Source organism: Anaerobacillus sp. CMMVII (genome assembly GCF_025377685.1).
GTDB lineage: Bacteria > Bacillota > Bacilli > Bacillales > Anaerobacillaceae > Anaerobacillus.
In genome coordinates this window covers 72787-96233 of record NZ_JACEHK010000006.1, presented here as the reverse complement: position 1 = coordinate 96233, position 23447 = coordinate 72787, and the positions used below count along the sequence as shown (strand labels likewise).

21 protein-coding genes and 1 pseudogene are annotated in these 23447 nt (G+C 37.1%); 7 read left to right on the top strand and 15 right to left on the bottom strand.

What is annotated here, in order from left to right:
- Window positions 1-75: 75 nt before the first annotated feature.
- The 10 genes from H1D32_RS09660 to H1D32_RS09615 all read right to left on the bottom strand — a co-directional run bounded on the left by H1D32_RS09660 (window position 76) and on the right by H1D32_RS09615 (window position 10004).
- Window positions 76-1302, bottom strand: coding sequence for a ribonuclease H-like domain-containing protein (locus tag H1D32_RS09660; protein ID WP_261178074.1), 1227 nt, complete (start codon window positions 1300-1302; stop codon window positions 76-78).
- Window positions 1286-3568, bottom strand: coding sequence for a DEAD/DEAH box helicase (locus H1D32_RS09655; protein ID WP_261178073.1), 2283 nt, complete (start codon window positions 3566-3568; stop codon window positions 1286-1288). The genes H1D32_RS09660 and H1D32_RS09655 overlap by 17 nt, the downstream gene beginning before the upstream one ends.
- Before the next feature lie 447 nt (window positions 3569-4015).
- Window positions 4016-4780, bottom strand: a complete 765-nt coding sequence (locus H1D32_RS09650) for a sensor histidine kinase (protein ID WP_261178072.1) — start codon at window positions 4778-4780, stop codon at window positions 4016-4018.
- Window positions 4666-5172, bottom strand: a complete 507-nt coding sequence (locus H1D32_RS09645; RefSeq protein WP_261178071.1) for a LytS/YhcK type 5TM receptor domain-containing protein — start codon at window positions 5170-5172, stop codon at window positions 4666-4668. The genes H1D32_RS09650 and H1D32_RS09645 overlap by 115 nt, the downstream gene beginning before the upstream one ends.
- A gap of 233 nt (window positions 5173-5405) precedes the next feature.
- Window positions 5406-5612, bottom strand: coding sequence for a hypothetical protein (locus H1D32_RS09640; RefSeq protein WP_261178070.1), 207 nt, complete (start codon window positions 5610-5612; stop codon window positions 5406-5408).
- Between the two features lie 160 nt (window positions 5613-5772).
- Window positions 5773-6030: a hypothetical protein gene (locus H1D32_RS09635; protein WP_261178069.1), complete on the bottom strand. Its 258-nt coding sequence runs from the start codon at window positions 6028-6030 to the stop codon at window positions 5773-5775.
- A 258-nt stretch (window positions 6031-6288) separates the two neighbouring features.
- Entirely contained in the window at window positions 6289-6771 is a 483-nt protein-coding gene (locus tag H1D32_RS09630; protein WP_261178068.1) for a Ger(x)C family spore germination C-terminal domain-containing protein, read from the bottom strand.
- A gap of 2 nt (window positions 6772-6773) precedes the next feature.
- Window positions 6774-7409: a Ger(x)C family spore germination protein gene (locus H1D32_RS09625; protein ID WP_261178067.1), complete on the bottom strand. Its 636-nt coding sequence runs from the start codon at window positions 7407-7409 to the stop codon at window positions 6774-6776.
- Window positions 7399-8490 (bottom strand): GerAB/ArcD/ProY family transporter, encoded by a 1092-nt coding sequence (locus H1D32_RS09620; RefSeq protein WP_261178066.1) that lies wholly within the window; start codon window positions 8488-8490, stop codon window positions 7399-7401. The genes H1D32_RS09625 and H1D32_RS09620 overlap by 11 nt, the downstream gene beginning before the upstream one ends.
- 14 nt (window positions 8491-8504) lie before the next feature.
- Window positions 8505-10004, bottom strand: coding sequence for a spore germination protein (locus H1D32_RS09615; RefSeq protein ID WP_261178065.1), 1500 nt, complete (start codon window positions 10002-10004; stop codon window positions 8505-8507).
- A 670-nt stretch (window positions 10005-10674) separates the two neighbouring features.
- On the opposite strand from H1D32_RS09615, the gene H1D32_RS09610 reads away from it, so the two are divergent.
- The 3 genes from H1D32_RS09610 (at window position 10675) to H1D32_RS09600 (ending at window position 13318) form a co-directional block, all read left to right on the top strand.
- Window positions 10675-11505 carry a DUF2935 domain-containing protein gene (locus H1D32_RS09610; RefSeq protein WP_261178064.1) on the top strand — a complete coding sequence of 277 codons (831 nt, stop codon included), beginning with the start codon at window positions 10675-10677 and terminating at the stop codon, window positions 11503-11505.
- Window positions 11506-11688: 183 nt separating this feature from the next.
- A complete protein-coding gene (locus H1D32_RS09605; RefSeq protein ID WP_261178063.1) occupies window positions 11689-12312 on the top strand; it encodes a YitT family protein in 624 nt (207 codons plus the stop codon).
- A 76-nt stretch (window positions 12313-12388) separates the two neighbouring features.
- The gene (locus H1D32_RS09600) at window positions 12389-13318 is read left to right on the top strand and encodes an exonuclease domain-containing protein (protein ID WP_261178062.1); all 930 of its coding nucleotides are present in this window, start codon (window positions 12389-12391) and stop codon (window positions 13316-13318) included.
- Window positions 13319-13399: 81 nt separating this feature from the next.
- Here the strand turns inward: H1D32_RS09600 and H1D32_RS09595 are convergent, their stop codons facing one another.
- The 3 genes from H1D32_RS09595 to H1D32_RS09585 all read right to left on the bottom strand — a co-directional run bounded on the left by H1D32_RS09595 (window position 13400) and on the right by H1D32_RS09585 (window position 15007).
- Complete coding sequence (locus H1D32_RS09595; RefSeq protein WP_261178061.1) at window positions 13400-14437, bottom strand: C40 family peptidase; 1038 nt, start codon at window positions 14435-14437, stop codon at window positions 13400-13402.
- Window positions 14438-14468: 31 nt separating this feature from the next.
- Window positions 14469-14732 carry a hypothetical protein gene (locus tag H1D32_RS09590; protein WP_261178060.1) on the bottom strand — a complete coding sequence of 88 codons (264 nt, stop codon included), beginning with the start codon at window positions 14730-14732 and terminating at the stop codon, window positions 14469-14471.
- A gap of 119 nt (window positions 14733-14851) precedes the next feature.
- On the bottom strand, window positions 14852-15007 hold the full coding sequence (locus H1D32_RS09585) for a DUF1540 domain-containing protein (protein WP_261178059.1): 156 nt from the start codon (window positions 15005-15007) through the stop codon (window positions 14852-14854).
- A 147-nt stretch (window positions 15008-15154) separates the two neighbouring features.
- Here H1D32_RS09585 and H1D32_RS09580 point away from each other — a divergent pair, with 147 nt between their 5' ends.
- On the top strand, window positions 15155-16303 hold the full coding sequence (locus H1D32_RS09580; protein WP_261178058.1) for an MFS transporter: 1149 nt from the start codon (window positions 15155-15157) through the stop codon (window positions 16301-16303).
- Here the strand turns inward: H1D32_RS09580 and H1D32_RS09575 are convergent.
- Window positions 16278-17149: pseudogene (locus H1D32_RS09575) on the bottom strand (alpha/beta hydrolase). The gene H1D32_RS09580 and the pseudogene H1D32_RS09575 overlap by 26 nt on opposite strands.
- 139 nt (window positions 17150-17288) lie before the next feature.
- Here H1D32_RS09575 and H1D32_RS09570 point away from each other — a divergent pair.
- Entirely contained in the window at window positions 17289-18677 is a 1389-nt protein-coding gene (locus tag H1D32_RS09570) for a C40 family peptidase (RefSeq protein ID WP_314733390.1), read from the top strand.
- 508 nt (window positions 18678-19185) lie between these two features.
- Here H1D32_RS09570 and H1D32_RS09560 read toward each other — a convergent pair.
- Complete coding sequence (locus H1D32_RS09560) at window positions 19186-19827, bottom strand: HD domain-containing protein (RefSeq protein ID WP_314733389.1); 642 nt, start codon at window positions 19825-19827, stop codon at window positions 19186-19188.
- A gap of 289 nt (window positions 19828-20116) precedes the next feature.
- Here H1D32_RS09560 and H1D32_RS09555 point away from each other — a divergent pair, with 289 nt between their 5' ends.
- Entirely contained in the window at window positions 20117-21130 is a 1014-nt protein-coding gene (locus H1D32_RS09555; RefSeq protein WP_261178057.1) for a 2-oxoacid:ferredoxin oxidoreductase subunit gamma family protein, read from the top strand.
- Window positions 21130-23430 (top strand): thiamine pyrophosphate-dependent enzyme, encoded by a 2301-nt coding sequence (locus H1D32_RS09550; protein WP_261178056.1) that lies wholly within the window; start codon window positions 21130-21132, stop codon window positions 23428-23430. The genes H1D32_RS09555 and H1D32_RS09550 overlap by 1 nt, the downstream gene beginning before the upstream one ends.
- Window positions 23431-23447 lie beyond the last annotated feature (17 nt).

The following is a 23447-nucleotide window of genomic DNA, read 5'->3' as shown; positions in this document are numbered from 1 at the left end:
CCACCATCCTTACCTATCTACTATAGCAAAGATAAAGCGGTAAAATCATCAATATCTTCTTAACTAGTGATGTTTTTACCGCTTTTTATTTAAACGTTCGATTCTTACCCTTAAATCATCGAGAAGTTTTTTCTCTTTTAGGATCCTCGCTATTAGTTTTTGGCGATTGTAGGCAAGTTCCGTATAATGAATTGCTTTTTTTAAGTCTTTGAATTGATGTTCATAAATTTTCGCTAGTTCAATACACGCTTTTACAGAAGCACTCGTTTCTTTTTCCGCTAATAACACGAAGCATTCGATCGCTTCTTCGAGCTGTTTATCTTTTTTCAAAAGCATTCCTAACGCAAAGATCGCTTCATTTTGCCTGCTAGATTGACTTTTTGCTACATAATCATATAAACTCATCGCTGTTTTGAGTTCTTTTTCTTTTTCAAACCACCGTGCGATTTCATAGGTTTCATGAAAGGTGTTTGCTGTCTTATTTAATATTTTTTTTGAAAGCTTAATATAAAGGACGATAAGTCCCAAAACATCCATCTCATTATGTCGCAACACACCTTCAATGATTGTTGGATCTTTCTCCCTAAGGTAATCAAAATACAACAAAGGAGCCAAGCTGCCAGGAGTATCACCTTCTCTGTTTATATCTAAAATCTCTTTTTCAACAATAGATAGACGGCACGATGGTAGTGTGTCTTTCCACAGTCTTCTTGAAGCGTGGAGTAAATCATAATGACCAAACTTCGGTAAATGAGGGACCTGATCTCGTACTAACGTATGCCGTGTTTTTACCTGTGGCCAGTCAAAAGCCTTGCCGTTATAGGTGACAAGGTTGGACAGGTCCTTCACATCATGTAAAAAGTGGTAGTACATAGCCGCTTCATGCGCTGGTCCCGGAAGAAAAAACTGCTTTACCTTGACAACATCGCCTTCAACATGACAATAGCCTAGTAAAAAAATCGTATTCCCTGTACCTGTTCCAAGTCCTGTGGTTTCTGTATCAAAGAAAATTAATTGATCCCCACTTAGTCCATTTGTTGCTAGCGGATGTGTTAGACCACTCTCATTCCAAAGCTGAACAACCTCTTTTAGCTCAGAAAAACGGTGGGATCCTAATTGGTAATTGAGCGGATATTCCAATTCCCGATAAACCGTCCACTGCTCTTCTAAAAAGAGCAGTTGCCCGTTTATGCTCGACCAATCCTGACCATCACCTGTTTGTTTCGTCTCCTGTGGTCGCTCGGGCTTTTCTGATAATTGCATATGCCCTTTCATTCGAGACAACTTACTTTTTAATGACATCGATCTCGCTCACCTCTATAAGTCTCGATAATAATGATAACGAAAGCTGTTTTGTCGCTTCTTTCGAGCCAACACCTACACAAGAAGGACATCCGTCTTCACACGAACAAGCTTGGATGTATTGCTTTGTCCGTTCTAATATGACACTGATGTGTTTATACACATCGTCACTTAAACCAACACCACCTGGATAACGATCATAAAGGAAAATTGTTGGTTTTCCTGAATGGACAGCCTTCATTTGTGGAACTGCGCGAAGGTCATTACGGTCGCACATCACATAGACGCTAGCTACCGCTTGTAAAACATGAGAAAGACCGATCAAGGCATTTTCTAATGCTTCTTTTCCAATTTCTACTTGGACACTTTCTTCAAATTGAATCCAAGTAGCATTTGTATGGAGTTCCTGCTCTGGTAAGTGAATTGGTCCCGATCCGATCGTTTCAAAGGTCGACAATTTAATCTTCTTAAAGATCGTTGCCATCGCATTTACGGTTACATCGCCAAATTCAATCGAACAGCTTGAGTGTGTTTTTTGTTTATCCACCTCTAATACCTTAAGTTGAACAGCTAAATTCGCATCAGTAAAATAATCAACATCTACTTCTCTTACAAATGCCTTTTTTTCTTCCCAATCTAATTTCTCCACTTGGTATTGTGTTCCCTCATGAAGATACAAAGCCTCGTCATGAAGTAAGGTCATTGCGCTAAAGGTGTCCATCTCACCAATAACCTCGGCGTTGGCTACATCTGTTTGATCAATAATAATTACGTTCTCTTGAGCAGCTGAACGCAAACTAATGTTATGGGCTGGGAACGATTCATTCATCCAAAACCACTTATTTTGTTGATGATGCAACACTTGTTCTTCTGTTAAGAAATGAAGCACATCCTCTACGTCAACCCCATCAAATAAATCACCTTGTTTAAAAGGTAGCTCATAAGCTGCACACTTTAGGTGATCGACCAAAATAATTAAATTATCGGGATTAATTCTCGCATGTTCTGGTGTAGCTTCAAAGAAATACTCAGGCTGCTGCACTAAAAATTGATCGATTGGATTTGAATTGGCAACCATGATAATTAACGCTTCATCATGCCGGCGCCCCGCACGGCCTGCTTGTTGCCAAACACTCGCAATCGACCCCGGGTAACCAGTCATGACACATGCTTGAAGTTGGCCAATGTCCACACCCAATTCAAGTGCATTTGTGCTGACAACCCCTTTAATGTCGCCATTACGTAATCCATGCTCAATCTCACGGCGCTGCTTTGGTAGGTATCCACCACGGTACCCTCTGATTGACTTCTTGCCAAGTTCTTTAGCAACTAACTCTTGAAGGTGACTTAAGATAATTTCTACCCGTACCCTACTTCTAGCAAATACAATCGTTTTTATGTTGTTCTTTAGTAGTTTCGAAGCAAGTCGCTTTACTTCAACAGTAGTGCTTTTTCTGATTTGTAGTGGTTTGTTGACAATCGGTGGGTTATAAAAAACAAAATGCTTTTTGCCTCTTGGAGCCCCGTTATTATTTATGACCGTCATCTCTTTCCCTGTTAAGTTTTCACTTAACTCCTTGGGGTTGGCAATCGTCGCTGACGTACATATAAAAATAGGATCACTACCATAATAAGCACAAATTCGTTTCAAGCGCCGAATGACATTAGCGACATGACTTCCAAAAACACCACGATATGTATGAAGTTCATCAATCACGACATATTTAAGATTTTCAAATAAGGATACCCATTTCGTATGATGCGGTAATATTGCCGAATGAAGCATGTCTGGATTTGTAATGACGATATGACCAGCCTTCCGTACCACTTGGCGTATATTCGGAGCGGTGTCTCCATCATAAGTGAAGCCCTTGATATCTGCACCGATCTTCTCAATGATTTCGTTTAATTCACTACGCTGATCTTGAGCGAGCGCTTTCGTTGGAAAAATATATAATGCTCGACTCGTCGGATCCTCACAAATTTGCTGTAACACTGGCAAATTATAGCAAAGGGTTTTTCCAGAAGCTGTTGGAGTGATCGCCGTAAAACTTTTTCCAGTGCGAGCGAGCTCATATGCCGTACCTTGATGTGTATATAATTCATGGATGCCTCTTGTTTTAAGCGCATCAATAATTCTTTTATCTAAACTAGCCGAGAACGGAACGGTTTTGGCCGCTTGACCGGCAATTTCGTGCCAATAAACAACATTTTCGTCGTCCCGTAGTTCCTTAATAAATTGTTGGAGCGATAATTTTTTTAGCAAATCAACCACACCTCTCTTCTAGTAAATTATAGAGAATGTACGTTTGCTTTGTAAAGGGGGAAGTTAAAGGAAGTGTTTGGCTTACTGTTCGTGATAGTTTATCAATTAGTTTACATAATATTATTATTGTCCCCTACGTTTGCTTTCAGAGCTGAAACCAATTTACGATGTTATGTTCAGCCAAATGGTTTCTATACTAGAATGATTGTCTACTATTTAGATTAAAAATAGGCTAATTTCCGTAAATTTTGTTGCTTTAAGTCGTCTTTAGAGAATAAATAAGCTTCACCCAAAGCGAAAAGAACCAAACATTCGCTTTGTTACGACCAAAAAGCTAATAGCAACAATCTATTAGAAAAGAGCATAAAAAAAAGAGCTACGAAAGCCCTTGTTATTTACTAAGTCATTTTAGATGGTTGGTAATTCATTACATATTTACGACTCTCCCTAGCTTTTTAATGGAAACTCAATAGAAAAAAAAGTTCCTATCCCTACTTCGGAATCAACAGTTAGTGTCCCTTTCATATTTTTAATAATACTATACACAACCATCATACCTAAGCCTGTCCCGTTTTCATTCGTCGAAAAATACGGTTCTCCTAATCTTTGAATTTGTTCCTTCGTCATACCAAAGCCAGTATCTTTCATTGTAATTAGTAAGTTCTGCTTTTTCACTTCAGTCCGAACCCTCAGTTCTCCCCCATCAGGCATTGATTCTATACAATTCCTAGCAATGTTTACTAAACATTGCTTCAATTTTTGACGATCTCCCCGAATATAAGTTCCTTCAACTAGTTCTTCACAGATCACATTTACAGATGAATAATTTGCATAAGGCTGGATAATATTAATGACATTTTCAATCTCTGCTTTCATATCTATGACTTCAACTTTATCGTATGTAGGTTTTGCAAATGTTAAATAATCGCTAATAATCTGTTCAGCTGAAGATACCTCTTTTTCCATAATGTTCAAAAAATCTTTTTGTCTCTCACTATCATGTTCATCTGTCTTTAGGAACTGGATAAATCCTTTAATTACTTGTAGCGGGTTTCTAATTTCATGTGAGATTGATGCAGCTAGGTGGCTAACCATATCTAATTTTTCGTTTTTACCAATATTTTGTTGAATGTAATTATTTTTAATAATCTGTTCAATAAAAATAGCCGTAATAGCTGTAAAGATAAATTGGTTAGCATTAACATTCCCCAAAAATCCCATGCCTCATAAAACGGATCATGAAAGAAAACCCAACCTACAATAGCATTAAAAAACAGAGATAATAGAGCGATAAATGAAATAGCAAATACGCGCTTATGATACCTTAGTTTAAAATAATATTCTTTTGCTAATGGAACAAAAAGAAAAATAGCAAATTGATTAATAAGAGCTAGGTATAAACCTTCACCACCACTACCGGTTAAATACCTTACAATTGCAGAAACCAAAAATAACCACCACGCGATATGATAGCCACCATACAAAGCACCGATAATTAACGGTATTTGTCGTAAATCAAACTGAAAGCCTTCTGGTACCATTAACTGATATGGAAAAAGGATACATAGGGTAATAGAAATGGAATAAAGAAGCGTAAGGATCATTTTATTATTGTGGAAAAAGTATCCTTTTGTATCATTTATAAATAACTGGTATATAAAAGAGGAAAGAGAATGAAAAATATATTATTTATTAACCCGCTTAAGACGTCGTTCACAAAAAAATCCTCCTATAACCCCGCACGTTATGGTTATTACGGTATTAAGTAATATTAAAAACTAATCAAATATAAATTATAAAGAAAGAACACTTGCATTAGCAAGTGTTCTTTAAAAGCTTAACAACCACAGTGGAGAAACGGACTTACCTCTTCTGGTACACATGGCTCAGTTACATTGGAGAAATCCACTTGATATCGGCTACCTACAAAACAACAACGAAAATTAAAGGCACCATCAATCCCTCTTCTACGATGTTTTCTACGGCGATCACGTTTGTCTCTGCGATCATGACGGTCCCGACGATCAATACGTCTATTACTCATCTCTATCCCTCCTTTACAATTACACTATGTAAAGGCGATGTTTGGAGTATAAGCTAATGAACCGAAGTTCGTCCAATTTTAAAACAAATGTGCGAATTTACTATCTAAAAAAAGATATCAACCGCTATCTATCTGCTAGCAGTTGATATCTTTTTTTACACTACCTATTTTGCTTTACAATTTCAGGTAAATGTTCAGTTTTTACTTGATCCTCTAACGTAATCCCATCTTCATAAGAACGATATGTAAGCACCTCATGGTCTGATGTGTAAACTTTAAAATAAAGGATCTGCTCTATTACACCTGGTTTTGTTTCCAACCGAAAATTCAGATCATTTAGCTGCAATTTATAAAAATCATAAGTAATCCCTAACAGAGTTTTACTTGTTTTTTGTGTATTTTCGTGATCTTTCACCATGTCAATGATATCTTTTATTTTACTCCTTTACGCATCATCTCGTTAAAGGTTTCGAAAATCGTACTAACTTTATCAGTTAATTTATTAAAGATACTTTTCGTTTCATGTTCTTTAACTTCCATGTAACCTCACCCTCCACTATATTACTTACTTTACTATTCCCGTTATCATTTGAAATATGAAAAAACACCAGTTACAGCTACGAAACTACATATAGAAGCTAATAGCCAAAATAATGAATTAGCTGTCTGGCGATAATTATTTTACACTTCCAAATCCTTTTATTTTTACATTCGCATTGATCGTAATCTGAGCATCTGGGTAAATTTCTTCTTTCCACTTTAGACCGTTCCATTCTTGATAACTCGATTTGTTCCGTACATATTGCCCGAATCCTAAGCTATCCGTTTGCTTTTCTTGCATTTCACGAATAATCTTTTCACCAGTTTCCTTAATATAAGTAGCTATATTTGCCTCAATCTCTTTTTGTACTTCATCATCTGACAGTTCTAAGACACCTGTATATTCTTCAATCGCACCTTTTACGTTTAACTCAACCTCTATCTCTTTAGGTGATTTCACGTTGACTTTCCGTTCTGATTCCAATGTAGCAAATGTCAAAAATAAATAGTCGTCTTGCTTTGGCTCTTCTTTCAATTTCATTTTTGTCGTGATGGCGCCACCTAAATAATCCCCGTGCAGCATCATAAAAACACGCCCATCTTTTGGGGTTACTTGCATAACTAATCTATCACCATTAAATAACCCAATTCCATTGATAATAATTTCTTCCTTACCTTTTTTATAATTGGAACCATTGGGTCAATCCCATCGTCATGATAATCTCGAACAAAGTGATACAGCGAAGTTTCAACGGTCACATGGGTTAATGCTTCCTTTTCAATCATTTCATAGATATATCGTCCAACTCTAGGATGCGCAGGAAACTCACTCATAAGTAGTTCTTTACCTGATCCGTTTACGACGATAACTTTTACATTTAGGCCAATTGTGTGGTCACGCTTCAAAGTGTCAATTGTATCGAGAAAGCCTCTTTCCGCTAAATCGTCACTAAATAGAACACTACGTAATTGTCCACTAACTAAAACAAGCTCCGTTTGCCTCGCTAGTTGCGAGCGACCTTCTTTACTCGTATTTGCGGTAGTTGTAAGAACGACTCGGTCGCTTTCAACAGCTGCAGCTACCTGTGGCATAGAAATCGTAACTACTAGTACACCTTCTTTTTCTGCATCCTCTGATTTATTGAGGTCAAAACTAACACTATTGATAAACCCTAAGTCCTCAACAATTCGTTGTTGAGCACAGCCGGTTAGTAAAATACAAAATGCAATGATAGCCAGAAGTAGTTTATGCAACATCTTTTTGCCTCCTTGCTTTCTTTGCCTGTATCCAAAGCAAAAAAAGTAATAATAAAGGAAAACAAAATGTGAAAACGATATAGGGATTTACCACCATCGCAAAAATCTCATTCACCTCACGCTGGATCGTTGGGATTATTGCAACTAAAAATGTGCCTAGAAATAAAAAGGAAATAAGCTTACTTTCCTTCGCTTTCTTAAAAAATTGTTTGGTAACTTCAAGGGCGACCCAGTGATAAAAGACAACCGTAACTAAAATTTTGAGAAGAAAAATCGCAAAGACAAAATTTTCAATTCGTTCAATCATCGGGGTTTCCATAAATTTCAGAATTACTTGGACTGGATATAAAATGTTTGTTAACTGTTCAAAACTAAAAAAACCCATCGCTACGTAGCATACAACCGTATAGATAAAGGTTGTAAACAAGTGACCAACAACAATTGCCTTCCCGAACGTTCCATCTCGTTGAAGATAGGGAAACATAAATAAGACTAGTTCAAAACCTAAAAATGCCGAATAGGCCTCTAAGCCCATCCCGATTGGATCTGTGGCATTTTGTAATAAAAATGAGGTCATTCGCAGGAAGCTAAATTCTTCAATTACGATCAAAAGCAAAAAGGTCGTCCATATCGTGTACAAAAAGCAAATGACAGTGATCTTAGCCATGTTATAAATGCCCTTACTAACGAAATACATCGCAACAATTAGAAACAAAAAAAGTAAATGGTTCGGATTGACCTCAGGAAACATCGTTAATTGGATGAGTAAGGTATAATTTTTTGCAACAAATACTCCAAGCAACCCACAAGAAATAATGATATAGAGATAAAGCGGATACAATAGGATCTTTGGTAAGCTCGCTTCTAAAATAGCAAAGACCGACTGACCGTTGCCTTTCTTATAAACGAGAATAATTAAATATAGATTAACAAGGACGATGCTTGATAATATTAAGACACCTAGCCAGCCATTAGTCCCAAATGCCTCAGCCACTAGACGTGGCAACGCAAACAAAATCACTCCTGATTGTATCATGTAGACAGTAACAGCCAATTGTGTATAATGTATTTTCTCTTTCATAACAATCAGCTCCTTTATTGCTTCATTTTATTATGAACGACATTCTTTGTTTTTGTATGCACAGGTCGATCTTTCAATAACCGATAAGGCGCGCGAATAAAAATATCTTTCCAGTCTCGTAGGTAAAACGGAGAAACAGGAATTAAATATGGCGTCTTCAGACTAGTTAAACATGTCACGTGAATAATAAACCATGCAAGTCCTAAGACAATTCCGAACACTCCTAAAAAACCAGCCAATATAATGATCACGAATCGGACAATTCGAATGGCATTACTCATGTTATAACTTGGAAGAACAAAGGAAGCAATCGCAGAACTGGCTACAGCAATAATTAGTACATTACTCGTAAATCCAGCTTCTACAGCTGCGGTTCCAATAACGATACCTCCTACAATCCCGATTGTTTGGCCAACCTTTGTAGGTAATCTCGCCCCCGCCTCACGGAGGAGTTCAATTGTAACCTCCATTAAAAGTGCTTCAATCAAAGGAGGAAAAGGCACTCGTGCTCTCGATTCTGCCAATGTCATTAGTAAATCCTCTGGTAACACCTCATAGTGAAAAGTGATAACAGCAACATACACCGCAGTAAACAAAACTGTAATTAAAATAGCGATCGCTCTTAACAGGCGCATACTCGATCCGATCCACCAACGCTGATTGTAGTCATCGGGGGATTGAATAAATTCAAAAAAACTTGTTGGTGCACTTATGACTACAGGGCTACCGTCCAAAAGAACAGCCATTTTACCTGCAACGAGCTTAGAACGAATTACATCTGGAAGTTCGGTATTGTAGTACTGTGGAAATAACGTATCAGGCGTTTCATCAATGATTTGTGACAGCATGTTTGTATCAAAAACGGAATCGATTTCGACAGCGACAATCCGCTTTTTCATCTCTTCTACCATTTCCATATTAGCGATGCCATCAATATACAAAAGATAGACGGTTGTTTTGGTTATTTCTCCTACTCGAAGCTTGATGACTTTAAGATTGGAGCTTTTTACCCTTCTTCTAATTAGCGATAAATTTGTGTTAATATCCTCAACAAATGCGTCGTGTGCGCCAACTATAACTGTTTCTGTATCGCTCTTTTCAACGCCTCGTTGTTCAGCACCAAATACCTTGTAAAAATAGGCCTTCCCTTCAAAAAAAATGGCTGCACTGCCATTCAATATTTCGTCTTTGATTTCTTTTATCGTAGATGCTTCTGAGATATCTTTTTTCTTGAGCCAAGCTGATACAGCTTCTTTTTGCAGTAATGATATAGGATCCAAAATATCCTTTTCTAGTTTTGTACCATCAACAATAGAACTTAAATAAAGAACTTCAACTTTGTCATCGCAATATTTCTTTTCGATGAAATCTTCGCAATCTTTGAATTGGTCTAAAACAACCTCTAATGAAGGCTTTTCATTTTCACTGGTTGAATTTGAATTATTCCCGTCAGCTTCTGTAGGTTCTACCGTTGAAGCTAACTTATTTTTCGTTTGCCACTTTTTTTCATTCATAGTGGAAATGTCCCCCATATAAAATATCCTACCGTTAAAGTTTGCAAACAAACGTTAAATTATGCGATTTTTTCCATTTGATCCAAGAAAGTTCACTTTCTCCAATACAACAGATAACTAACCGAACCTACTATTTCAATAAAAGAAAGTGAACTTTCATCTCTTTTCTATTAAATAGGCTGTGTTCGTAAACTTTCTTGCTTTTTGGTCGTCTATTGAGAATAAATAAGCTTTTGGGGACAAATTTATTTGTCTCCATGGCTTATTTATTCTCAATAGCTTCACGCAAAGTGTGAAGAACCAAGCATTCGCTTGGTTACGACCTAAAAGCTTTTACAATCTTTTAGAAAAGCGGAATTTAAAAATATTCAACCTATAACTTTCTAACTTAACAGCAATTTAAATGAAGAAAAGTAAACTCCCGGGTAGTTTCTATTACAAAGTAAATACAATAATCGAAATTCCCATTCTTTTTAATAGTCAAAAATCATATATTTAACCTATAATAATGAATTTTATAATTCGATATTTCCGCTTTATGTTCTATATGCAGTTGCGTAAAATCATCGTCAACTACATATAGATTGATACAGCTTGATTAAGGTAATTATGAAATTCATTCACTCATATAGAATATAGAAAACATAGCGAGAAGGGAGTTTGAGAAAACGTGGGAGAAACAAATTTGATTAGTCCGTGGGAAGAACATTCGTTTTGGTTAGAAATTTTAGAGGATCATGCTTACTTTGTCCGTGACCACTTATCGCCTGTTGAGCGAGAATACGTCACAACTGCAAACAACTATATTCAAGCTTTCAGTCAATTAAGAGAAAGGTTAGCTATGCTGGATCACAATCTTTCTTATACTTCTAATGAACTAATCCAATTTTCTAACGAAGCCTGGCCAATCGTCACTGGATATTATCAATTCGAGGGTCTAATGCAAAATTTACGTGTCCAAAATAAAGTGAACTTAAACCTATCTCCTACATACTTAAACGGGACATTAGGAGAAAATCAAGAATATATCCGCATTTTATCCCATTATATAAACGGCCAACCCTTCCCAGCATTACCACTTGTCGACCTACTTGATTTATGGTTAGAGGATCAATTAGGGCACGCTGTTTTGTTCCGTAATGTGTTAGATCCTGTCGAGCTAGCAATGACAAATCAAACGGAAGCTTATATTGCTAGGTTCCAAGGATATCTTGTTCAAAATAAGCAGATGCGCTCATTATTACGATTTTCACCTCCAGGAATTCCACGTCAACAGCGATTGTCGAGACAAATTGGCCAAACAACAATTGAGATGTATCAATTTGTTGAAGAAGCGATTGCCCTATATTTGGGCACAGAGGTCTTCACAAGAACAACTCTACGGTTTTTAGAGCACCACATTCCTGAAACATGCTATTTCATCAAAAAATTAAGTTATTACGCACCAGAATTAAAAACTCAGGCCCAAAATTGCCCATTAACAAAACCTTCCTATAACTAAATAACAGTAGAAATCAATGATCGCCGGAGCCAAGCTAATGCTTGGCTTTTCACGCATAACGTGAAACTTAATTATTCTAACATTTAGAAAAAACTTTCATTTTGCCTTGCGTTGTTAATTAATTGACCTATGCATTTTGTTACTTTAATCTATTAAATAATTAAAAGATTAATAGGTGATAAAATGCAACTATTCAAGAAATTCTCTTATGTCCTATTTGGTTTATTTTTCACAGCATTTGGACTACATATATTGTCTCAAAGCATGCTAACTTTTGGGGGTACCGCTGGTGTTGCTACAATGTTAACCTACATAACTCCCCTTTCCTGGAGCGGATTGTTTGTAGTAGTCAACTTACCTTTCTTTGTCATATCACTTTATGAACTTGGGAAATGGTTTACTCTCTCTAGCTTACTTTCTATTATTGGAATTTCAATTATTCAAGATTCTCTAAACTTACTAATTCCTACAATTCAAATTCCTCCAATGACGGCTTCTCTAGTAGCTGGTATTTTCATTGGGATTGGAGTAACACTTGTACTAAATAATGGTTCATCCTTAGGTGGTATTCATATCCTTGCTTTGTTCTTAGATAAAAAACTAGCAATCAATCGAGGCTACGTCATTTTCCTTTGTGATACCCTCATCCTCTTATTTGCCGTATTTTTGGTAGGATGGCAAAGTGCTTTGTATTCAATTGTAGCTATTATGATCGCCTCATTCCTAATTGGGCGTTACAAAACATCTCCTATTAAAGAGATATATAAAGAAGAGCAACTATTACTAAGCGATGCTGCTAATTCTTGAGTTGGAAATAATTTCGTATTGCTCCCCCACTTCCAACATCTTATAATAAGCAATTGGAATGAAAGGAGGGAGTTAAATGACGGAAGTAAATCAATTTGTCTTTTTTGATTTTGAGATGCTTTGTTCGAAGGAAGGAATGCCATATGCAGATATGGAAAGCATTCGACTCGGGGCTGTAAAATATGATTTAGAAACTAAATCGATCACATCCTTTGATCGATTTATAAAACCGCTGCAAACAGAACCACTTAGTGAATTTTGTAAAAGCTTAACACATATTGAAGATTGCGACTTAGCATTTGCCGATGGTTTTCCAGTTGTCTTGAAAGAGTTTTTTACCTGGGTTGGCATTGTAGAAACATCACGCTTTTTCTCTTGGTCAACGAACGACATCTCAAGGTTAGAACTAGATGCTTCACGTCATGACATCCCTCAGACGACAATTGCCATGGTGAAAAATCGCTACGTTGATTTTCAAGAAACTTTTTCAAAACGAGTTTCTAAGACAAATCCGTCAGTAGAGACCGCACTAGCACTATATGATTTGAATTTTTATGGTGAAAAGCACAACCCAATGTACGATGCGTATAATACATTACGTGTTTATCTGGCATTTAGTGAAGAACTTGTAAAATCAGATTTAATTATGCTTAAGCAATTCATTTTTCATGACCAAGATATTACCTTAAAATGTGATATTAATTTGCAATTAAAAGCATATTTGAAAAATGATCTTCAAAATCTGTTTAAACAAATTACAATTATTTCAAACATCCGCAGTGCTAGAAAGTTACTAAAAAGGACAAGCAAGCTTGTTAAGAAATATGAGAACGTCCTAATCAATCGCTCGCAGCTTTTTAATGAAGAAATCATCTTGTATGTCCGTATGCTGATTGAGTTTTATCATGACCTTCTCGTTAGTTATAACAAGCATTATTCTTATGGTTGTAAAATTATGATACTTCACGAACATATGACATCACCACTCCAACGATTGACGGCATAACGCTAATTTAAAAACCTAAAACAAAAAGGTATAATGCCCTCAGTATGAGCATTATACCTTTTTTACTGCATTCTATATAAATTACTCTAGAATACGCTTTGCAAATAAATAATTTTTTCCCCAGTAACTATTGCTAAACACATTATACGTAATATGAACACCATTTGATGAGGAAGCGTGTATCATATGACCACCGTCCATGTAAATTCCTAAGTGACCTACCCTACCATCAGAATACAGGGTTGGTGATTGGAAAAACAATAAATCTCCTTGTTTTAGTGATGCTACCGGAACAGAAGAACCTAATCCTGCTTGTTCCCTGGATGTTCTTGGGAGTTGAATCCCCTTTTGGTTAAATACATATTGCGTATAAGAAGAACAGTCGAATAATCTTGGTGCTTCATCTAAAGTTGCTCCGAATTTATAACCTGCCCCTATGAACCTTTGTGCCACGTTAATAATTTCTGAACGAATTTGTGAATCGTTACTTGGGACTTTTTCAACCGGTTTTTTCTCCTTGATCGGTTCCAGTTCCTTTGTTTGAGCCCGAGGAGGAAGCTTTAATATTTGACCAGGGTAAATGAGCGTAGAGGTTAATCCATTGGCAGCCATTAACCGCTGAACAGTCGTATGGTGAGCTTCTGAAATTAACCATAGTGTATCCCCTGATTGAACACGATATCTAGTTGCCGGCTTTTCAACTTGGATTGAACCGTTCTCTGGTTTGAAGTAAATAAAAGAGTTAAACAAGCTACTTGCTGCGTCTAACGAGACATAAGCCATTTCATTTAACCATCTTGGAGGATCAATATTTATATACTCATCACCTCTACGTGCTCTCGATCCCCCCATTGTTAAACGTACCACAGTGGATCCATCTGTAATCTGATATGTTTTCGTATTCGACTCAAAACGAATATCGTTGTACCCTAATAATTTAGAAAGATCTCTAAACGGAACGTAGTACTTACCCGATATTTTTATTGGTTTTATGCCATCAACCATTTTTCCATTTATGGCGATCCCAGCCTCCGGAACAGCTTCATAAGCCATTACCGGAGAACAAATCATTGAGAAAAAACAAATCGTTAAGACGATAATTTTGTATTTATGTAGCATTTAATATACCCTCCTTTTTTTCGTACTTCTATTAGCCATTTTGTAAATTCGATGGTTGTTTTCTTTCGTGCAGTTGTTCCATTACATCAAAAAGCGAAACACTGGCTTGTTCTAAGAGCTGTTCTTCATTTGCACTCGCCTTTTGTTTAGCCTCAATAATAACTTCTTGAGCAAGTTGCAATTGTTGCTCAACTCTCGTAAATTGCTCATGGTCTATCCGGATTAATCCCTGTTGCATCGCCAATCTTGCTTGTTGAATCGCTAACATCGCTTGTTCTATCGGAATACTCCCCAATGAAACCTCCTCCTTAAGTATTTCAACGTTAGTTTTGCTAATAATTAAGGAAACATACTTCAAATTAGACATAAAAAACCAACAATGCATTGTTCGAATGCATTGTTGGTTGGAGGAGCTTAGTGTTCGGCTTCGAACGTTTTACAGTCAGTTTCTTTTTGACTTTCTGCTTCTTTTCCTGTGTGACTGACTACATAGATCGAATCAGCAGAGCAAAGGTTTCCGTTTGCCCAATACTTACAGTTGTTTACTTCACATAATACGTCTTGTGCCATTTTCCAACTCACCTCCTAATGATATCGTTTGTAGTTTGAAACGTTATCATCCTTGGACATTTGTTGTTAAAATGGTAAAAATTATCGTAAAACAGCTAAGGTAATGTATAATACAGATAATTATTAACAGGACTTGGGAGGATTTTTGTGATTTATTTCGTTTATTTTATTGTTGTTATAGCATTTTTAGATACATTTTCTCAGTTACCAATTATTGCACCCTTTGCCCAAAGTTTAGGGGCTTCTAGCCTGGTAATTGGTTTAATCGTTGGCATGTATTCCCTTGCAAATATGGGAGGAAATATTATTGCTGGTCAATGGATTGATAAATTTGGGAGAAAAAGAATTCTTGTCCTTGGAATGTTTTTTGTAAGTGTTTGTCTCGTCGGTTATACCTTTGTGACAACTCCATCACAGCTGTTAACCATGCGTCTCATCCATGGTCTTGGTGGTGGCTTACTTGTACCTAGTGCCTTTGCCTTTCTAGGGGATTATTCGCGTTCAGGTAACCGGGGAAAAACGATGGCTTTTTCAGGCGCTGGGGTTGGAATTTCTGCCATTATTGGTCCTGCTTTTGGCGCGTTAGTCACTAAATCCTTAGGAATCGTTTGGGTTTTTTATATAATTAGTGCCTTGTTCTTTGTAACAGCGATTTTCATTTTGTTTATCCTAAAAGAAAATTACACTCCAAAACAAACAAAGCAAACTGGATTTAATTCCTCAGAAATAAAAAAATTACTAGGCTTACCGCCGTTAATTAATGCTTATATCGGTGCTTTTTCGTTGATGCTAACATTAGGAATTCTAGCTTACATGCTTCCTTTAAAAATAGCAGAAGCAGGGCAAAGCGTTGCTTTTTCCGGTATGCTCTTAAGCACTTTTGGTATTGTGGCCATCCTAGTTTTTGTCTTACCAACAAATAAGCTCTTTGATCAAGTCAAACGAGAAAAAATGGTCATTACCGGCATGGTTTTCGTTTGTATCGGTTTGGTCATCTTAAGTTCATTTGAGCAAATCATCATTTTGTTTATCGCGATGTTTTTTTATGGGATTGGATTTGCCTGCATTTTCCCATCCGTTACTGCCTTAGTTATTGATCACTCTACTAAGCATGAACGTGGCAAAGCATTCGGTTTGTTTTATGCTTTTTTTTCCTTAGGGGTTGTTGTTGGATCGTTCATCGTTGGGGCGATAAATGTCGCCCCAAATCAAGGGTTATTGATTGGGGCAGTTATCATGATCTGTTTAGCTCTGACTATTCAATGGAGAATTAGAGTAAACGAAACTTCTCAATAAGTGAAAATACGATTTTTTTAATCAGTGGGCCTTCATTCATTATTTGGTGTCGTCCATCAGTTACTAGTGCTATTTGTGCAAACGGAAATTTCTTTCGTAAAAAAGAAACATTATATTTCCATTCGACCGTTCCATCTAAAGTACCTTGAATGATATAGATTTCTTGAGTAGAAGGCTGCAGCTCTTCTACTTTTTTGTTCCACTTGATCATCGCAAGCACCCAAGGAACTGATATATACCGACATTGCAAAGGATCTTTTTGGGCAAATTCAAGATAATCAGCGTCTGAAGAGTTTTGGGCGAACTTTCTTGTAAGCTGTTGTTTAAACTTTGGAACAACTTTTGAAGAAGCTACTATATAATGCCAATTGGCAGCTCTTACTAACGGCGCTAAATAGATGACTTTTTCAAAATGACCTCGATATTGTAATAAATATTGTGTACAGATGGCCGCTCCAGTACTATGGGCAATAATCATTGTAGGATAATAATTATTCCCTTCACAAAAGCTAGAACTTTTCGAAACTCTTGTACATAATCATCAAAATCATGGATTTCTCCTCTATTACCATTAGACAAACCATGTCCTTCTAAATCGTAACTAACGACTCGATAGTTTAGGGAAAGAAAATAATTAATTACATTTTTAAAAGACCCTGAATGATCAAAGTAGCCATGAATCAGCAAGACTGTTTTCGTTGGTTTTGGAGGTTCAAAAATGTGAACATTTGTTTTCTCCTCTAATCTCTCCTGGGTATAGCTTGAAAGTTTGCTCTCGTCAATTCCATAAAAAGCTAGAAATTCGTTCAGAGTTTTAAAGATATCTGTCAGTTTGATAGCATCCACGGTGCGCCCTCCTCTTAAACTTTTACTCTTGTTCTATTTTACCTTACTTTGCATAGAATGTTTTTAAGCCGGTGCGATTTTTTTTTGCCTCTCAATCATTTTAAATTTTTTGACAACTAAGTAAGGAGGTAACAGTTTCATGAAATTAGAAACCGTTAGTGAAAAAGTAATTTTGTCATCGATAGCTGCTAGTGTTGCCTTAAGTAGTTCCCCTACTTCCATAGAAGCTGCCGATAGCAAAATTGTCATCGATGATATCACCTTTAACCCTAGTGAAAGATATAGCTTTGGTCACACTGGCATTAAGGTATTTACGATCCAAAATAAGCTTTTAGACTATGATTTAGCAATCTCCGATGAAGAAACTGGCATTTTCGGAGTGAAAACACATGCAGCCATTCGACAATTTCAAAAAATGAAAAAACTACAGGTCGACGGTGTGGCTGGCCCTGAAACATTAGCTGCCTTATTTATTAATAAGAATATTGGTGAAGTAGAAGTAGAAGACCATATAATGCTAACGATACAGGAAGGCCAATTCTTTAGAAATGGTGATAAAGGAGACGCTGTCAAAGAAATTCAAAAAAAGTTGATCGATGCTGGCTACTATCATTTTGAAAAGGATGGTATTTTCGGCTCACGAACAACAGAGGCAGTAAAGGCTTATCAAAAAGATAATGGTCTTCAAATTGATGGCATCATTGGTGAGGAAACCTATGAACATCTCTCAGGTGTTTCTATTACAGTTGAAAACGAGATAAAAGCTGAAAACAATCTTTCTACGACCGTCTTCGCTGCAGATTATGATATGGAGATTCCAGCACCTACGATTGTAGAAACGGTAAAAGTAGTCGAAAAACATGATCTCAATGCCGTAGACTACTTACGAAACGGCGATAGAGGTCAGGCAGTTAAAGATCTGCAAAGTTTATTAAGAAATAAAGGCTACTATAATAAAAGAGTAGATGGATCATTTGGTCCTAATACTGAGGCTGCTGTTCGTAACTACCAATTGCAAAATAACCTAGCTGTCGATGGCATCGCTGGCAAGAGAACCATTTTGCATTTAAAAACAGCGCCTATAGCGCAAAGTACAGCCAGGTCAGCCGCTCCACCAACTCAAGCACCAAAAACTACAGCAGAACCAGCACCTACAAAGAAAGCACCTGCTTCTTCAAATAATGTCATTGATTACGCCAAAAATTTTATTGGTACTCCTTACGTTTGGGGTGGTACTACTCCAAGTGGCTTTGATTGTAGCGGTTTTCTGATGTATGTCTATAAAAATCAAGGCGTAAAAATTCCAAGAACTGTAGCTGATATTTGGAGCTACGGAAAATCAGTTGACAGTTTACAAGTTGGTGATCTTGTCTTTTTTGAAACTTACAAAAAAGGCCCCTCACATGCAGGGATTTACTTAGGAAATCAACAGTTCATCCATGCTGGATCCTCCACTGGAGTGACGATCAGTGATATGAATATTAGTTATTGGAAGTCCCGATATTTAGGGGCGAAACGAATTAATTAACACAGTGTAACGTTAAATTCCCTTTGTTATCACCTCCTAGCAAAAATACCAAAAGCTGGATCCGCCTATCAGGCAGGTCCAGCTTTTTTATTTGTATGTGATTTGTGATTTTTTCACAATCGAATTCTACATTCTACATTCTACATTCTACATTCTACATTCTACATTCTACATTCTACATTCTACATTCTACATTCTACACTCTAAACTCTAAACTTACACTCTACACCTTAAGCTGCGCAGCTACACCCACACAACTCAAAACTCAACACTCAAAACTCCAATTCTACACTCTACACCTTAAGCTGCGCAGCTCCACCCACACAACTCAAAACTCAAAACTCAACACTCAAAACTCAAATTCTACACCTTAAGCTGCAAAGCTCCACCCACACAACCCAAAACTCAACACTCAACACTCAAAACTCCAATTCTACACTCTACACCTTAAGCTGCGCAGCTCCACCCACACAACTCAAAACTCAACACTCAAAACTCAACACTCTAATTAAACATTCCACTCTGCTAAAAACCTATCTAAAAACACCTCTAAATACTCGTGTCTTTCTTCTGCTAATTTTTTCCCATACTCCGTATTCATTAAATCCTTGAGTTTTAATAACTTTTCGTAAAAGTGATTGATTGCGGTACTCTCACCTGTTCGGTATTCATCTTTAGTCATTTCCTGCCGAACCGGAATAGCTGGATCGTACATTAATTGGCCTTTTGCTCCCGCATAGGCAAAAGTACGGCCTATTCCTATCGCCCCGAGCGCATCTAATCTGTCAGCATCCTGTACAACCTTTCCTTCTAGTGTTTCTACAGGAGTGTTGTTACCGCCTTTATAAGACATGGTTTTAATAATATGCAGGATATGTTGTCGATCTTCTTGGTTTACATCGTTTCTCAGCAACCAGCTATCAAGGTTTTCTAAACTTTTTTCTTCGTCTCCAAAAAGCTTTTCATCTGCTAAATCATGAAGTAGTGCGGTTAGTTCACAAATAAAAATGTTCGCCCCCTCATTGGCGGCAATTTCTCTCGCCAACCCTCTAACTCTGTGGATATGCCACCAATCGTGCCCACTACTATCCTTTTCTAGTAAGCCACGTACATATTGCTCTGCTTCGATTAAGATTTTCAACTCTTTCAAGATAACTACACCTCATTTTGGAATTTTTATACACAATTATTCATCTAATATTAATTTTCATATGCTCTCTACACCTTCTGTTATACAACAAACCAAAAACTGTATTATATTAATACCACCTTAAAACCCTTTATTTTACTGGTATTTAACGAAAGAAAAATAAGTGTATTAATAAAAAATAAAAATAAATTCAAAAAGTGTGACTTTGATCACATCTAAAATATTCCTTTTATTTTATAATGACGATAGGTGGGAGTATTGTCAATTTTTTAGAGGGGGATTATTAAACATGTCTATTTTACCAAAAAAGAATCAATTAGGCTTTTTTGAAATACGCCTTGAGTCAATTGGGGGGTTAGGGGCGAACTTAGCAGGAAAAATGTTAGCAGAAGCCGGCGTTTTAGGATTAGGATTAAATGGTTCTAACTTTTCTTCTTATGGTTCAGAAAAAAAAGGTTCACCAGTTAAAGCATTCGTAAGATTTTGTGATGCTGATGTTGAAATTCGTGACCACAGTCCAATTGAACAGCCTCACGTTATCGGAGTGTTTCATGAAGCACTTTATAAAACGGTAAATGTTGTAAGCGGTTTACCGGCAGATGGTATAGTTTTAGTTAACAGTACTAGAGATTTTGATAGTGTAAGAGAAGATCTTAAACTTGATTACGGAACATTAGCCATTGTTGATGCTATGAAAATTGCTGTTGAAGAGAAAACAAAAGTAAATACAGCGATGCTAGGTGCCTTGTACCGTATTTTAGACTTTTTAGACCCAGAAGAAATGCGCAATGTTATTCGTAAAACATTTGAAAAAAAATACCCTCATTTTGTAGAACCAAATATTCGCACGTTCGATCGTGGCTACAATGAAGTTACGTTCAAAACGTATGAACTACCTGAAAATGCTCAAGGTAAAGAATTCTCTAGACCAGAACCAGTTCTTGGCTACTTAACACAAGAAATTGGTGGAATTATCTCAGCCCAAGCAAATAGTATTTTGAAAGATTTAAGTGGATCGCGTCAGGGCTTCTTACCAGCTTTTGAACAAGAAAAATGTATTAACTGTGCAGCCTGTGATACTGTTTGTCCTGACTATTGCTTTGTTTGGGAAGAAGGCGCAGATAAACGCGGTAGAATGCAAATGTTCTTAACGGGTATCGATTATCAATATTGCAAAGGCTGTCTTAAGTGTGTAGACGCCTGCCCTACTGATGCTTTGGCTGATATGGCTGAAAAAGTAGGTTATGCTGAAGCAAATCGTGTCGCTCAAAAATTTCCATACATTGCAGGAGGGAGTTTCTAATGGCTACTTTAGAAGATAACTTAAAAGAAACAACAAAAACAAAATATGAACAATTAACTACATTTGAAAGTGGAAATGAAATGGCAGCTATGGCTGCAGCTCAAATTAACTATCATGTTATGGGTTACTTTCCAATCACGCCTTCAACTGAAGTTGCACAATATCTTGACTTAATGAAATCCCAAGGTTTGCACGACATCGAATTAATCGCTGCCGATGGTGAGCATGGCTCAGCTGGTATTTGCTTTGGAGCCGCTGCTACTGGAGCTCGTGTATTTAATGCAACAAGTGCAAACGGATTTTTATATATGATTGAACAAATGCCAGCTCAATCTGGTTTACGTTTTCCAATGGTTATGAACCTAGTAACTCGTGCAGTTAGTGGTCCACTAGATATTCGTGGTGATCATTCTGACCTTTACTACGCTTTAAATACTGGTTGGGTTATTTTAACTGCTCGCACTCCGCAGGCTGTTTACGATATGAACATTATCGCTTTAAAACTTGCTGAGCATAAAGATGTTCGTCTTCCTGTTATTGTTGCATATGATGGCTTCTTTACATCGCATCAAAAACGTAAAGTTGAATATTTTAAAGAACGTAAAGTAGTTCAGGATTTTGTTGGTGAAATGCCTACTGAATATCCAAGAGCTTGTGTAAAAGATAAGCCTGTCACAATTGGTGCTCATATGAGTGGTGACGATCTTATCAATAATAACTTCCAACAATCGGAAGCAATTTACCGTGCTGGGCAAGTGTTCGAAGAACTACAAAAGGAATACGCTGAAATTTCTGGCCGTATGTACGAAACATTAGATTTATACGGTATGGAAGATGCTGAGGTTGCCTTATTCCTTCTTAATTCAGCAGCTGAATCCGCGAAGGATGTAGTTGATAAACTGCGTAAGCAAGGAATTAAAGCTGGTGTGATTAGCCCGAATATTATCAGACCATTCCCTGCAAAAGAAATTCGTGAAGCTCTTAAAAATGTAAAAGCATTATTAGTAGGTGAACGTGCTGATTCTTACGGTGGAAATGGACCGAACCTAACTCATGAAGTCAAATCTGCACTTCAAGACGATAAAGGTAATCAAACAATTGTTCTAAGTCGTGTATTTGGTGTAGGCGGTAAAGATTTCTATGCTGACGATGCTGAAAAGTTTTTTGAAATGGCGATCGACGCAAAAGAACGTGGTTTTGCTGAAAGACCGTTTGATTATTACGGCCATGTACCTGGTAAACCAGAAAACGCGTTAAAGCCGGTAATTGAACCAATGCATGGCGATGCTTTCAAATCTGGCTTAATTACTGTTACTCAAAATGAAGAAACAAAAAAATTAAATGTGAAAATCCCACCACTCCGTAACCTAACTGGAAAACCGAAGCGATTTGCTTCTGGACATGGCGCATGCCCTGGTTGTGGAATCTTCCCTGGCTTAGAATTGTTCTTTAAGGGGATTGAAGGTGACGCAGTTATTTTGTTACAAACGGGATGTGCATACGTTGTTACAACTGGTTATCCGCACAGCTCTCACAAGCAAACATTCATTCACAACTTATTCCAAAGTGGTGCAGCTACCCTATCTGGTACGCTAGAAGCATTCTTTGAAATGAAAGAACGTGGTGAAATAGATATTTCTGATGATTTCACATTTGTGATGATTACTGGTGATGGCGGTATGGATATTGGTATGGGTTCTGCGATTGGAACTGCTCTTCGTAACCATAAAATGATCGTACTTGAGTATGATAATGAAGGTTACATGAATACCGGTTCGCAAATGTCCTACTCTACTCCAATGGGGCATATGACTAGTACAACTACAGTCGGAAAAACAAAACAAGGAAAAGCATTCCACCATAAGGATACTGCGCAAATTATGGCTGCAACAAATATCCCTTATGTATTCACTGGAACAGAAGCTTACCCACAAGACCTTATCAAAAAGGCCGCAAAAGCACAGTGGTATGCTAACAACGTGGGAATGGTTTACGGAAAGATCTTAATCGCTTGTCCACTTAACTGGAAGTCTGAAGATCGTCAAGGTGAAAGCATCATTAAAGCTGCTGTTGACTCTTGCTTCTTCCCGCTTTATGAAGTAGAGCAGGGTGAAACTACGATTACGTACGATCCAGAAGCGAAAAATAAGCGTGTAGAATTATCCGAATGGTTAAAAATGATGGGTAAAACTAAGCATATATTAAAAGAATCAAATGCTCCAATGTTGAAAGAGTTCGAGGATGAGGTAGAACGCCGTTGGAGAAAACTAAAAGTTAAGCATGAAACACCGTTTATTTAAGTAAATAACGAAACGCT